This is a genomic window from Saccharothrix sp. NRRL B-16314 (assembly GCF_000716595.1).
Lineage (GTDB): Bacteria > Actinomycetota > Actinomycetes > Mycobacteriales > Pseudonocardiaceae > Actinosynnema.
Genome location: NZ_JNXC01000087.1, coordinates 1 through 967, shown reverse-complemented (window position 1 = coordinate 967; position 967 = coordinate 1). Strand labels below are relative to the sequence as shown.

Genomic DNA, 967 nt, shown 5'->3' with positions numbered 1-967 from the left:
TGGGGCGAGGGTGTCGATGTACGGGTTGTGACGACCGACATTGACACCCTCGCGACCGCACTCTATGTCAGAACCGACGACCTGTTGAAGGACGCGCCGCACCTCGCGCCGTGGCGTCCGAAGGTCGGACTGCAACCCGTACTGACCGACGCGGAGCTGGTCACCCTCGCGGTGATCCAGGCCCTGCTTGGGTTCACCTCCGAAGCCCGCTGGTTACGCCACGCCCGCGCGCATCTGGGGCACCTGTTCCGCTACCTGCCTGGCCAGTCCGGCTACAACAAGCGGCTGCGCAACGCCGCCGGCCTGGTCAAGGCGGTGATCCGTCTCCTGGCGGTCGACACGACGCTGTGGACCGACGACGTGTGGCTTGTCGATTCCACTCCGGTGGAATGCGGGCGTTCGCGGGAGACAGCGAAACGCTCGGACCTGGCCGGATGGGCCCAGTACGGCTACTGCGCCAGCCACTCCCGCTTCTTCTGGGGTCTGCGGCTGCACCTGGTCTGCACCCCGGGCGGCCTGCCGGTGGCCTTCGCGTTGGCCGGCGCCAAGGCCGACGAGCGCACCACCCTGCTCGACATCCTCGACACCGACCCCGCGTTGATCGCCGACCGGCCCGGTCAGACGCTGGTCGCCGACCGCCACTACTACGGCCGCGAGTTCGAGCACGCCCTGGCGACGGCGGGTGTCGAACTGCTGCGCCCGGCCCGCAAGGGCGAGGCCGAACGACCCGGCGGGCGGCTGTTCAAGCCGCTGCGCCAGGTCATCGAGTCGATCAACCAGACCTTCAAGGCCCAACTCGACCTGGAACGACACGGCGGCCGCACCAAGCCCGGTGTGATCGTCCGCGTCCTGCAACGTGTCCTGGCCCTGACCGCCGCCATCTGGCACAACGACCACACCGACCAGCCCGTCAAGCGATCACTGACCGCCTACGACCACTAACGAGCCCTTGGACTTACTCATCTAG

General features: G+C 68.0%; 1 protein-coding gene. It reads left to right on the top strand.

Features of this window, described 5'->3' with window-relative positions; genetic code table 11:
* Positions 1 to 27 precede the first annotated feature (27 nt).
* Positions 28 to 942, top strand: coding sequence for an IS982 family transposase (locus OQ02_RS39115; protein WP_033443740.1), 915 nt, complete (start codon positions 28 to 30; stop codon positions 940 to 942).
* Positions 943 to 967 lie beyond the last annotated feature (25 nt).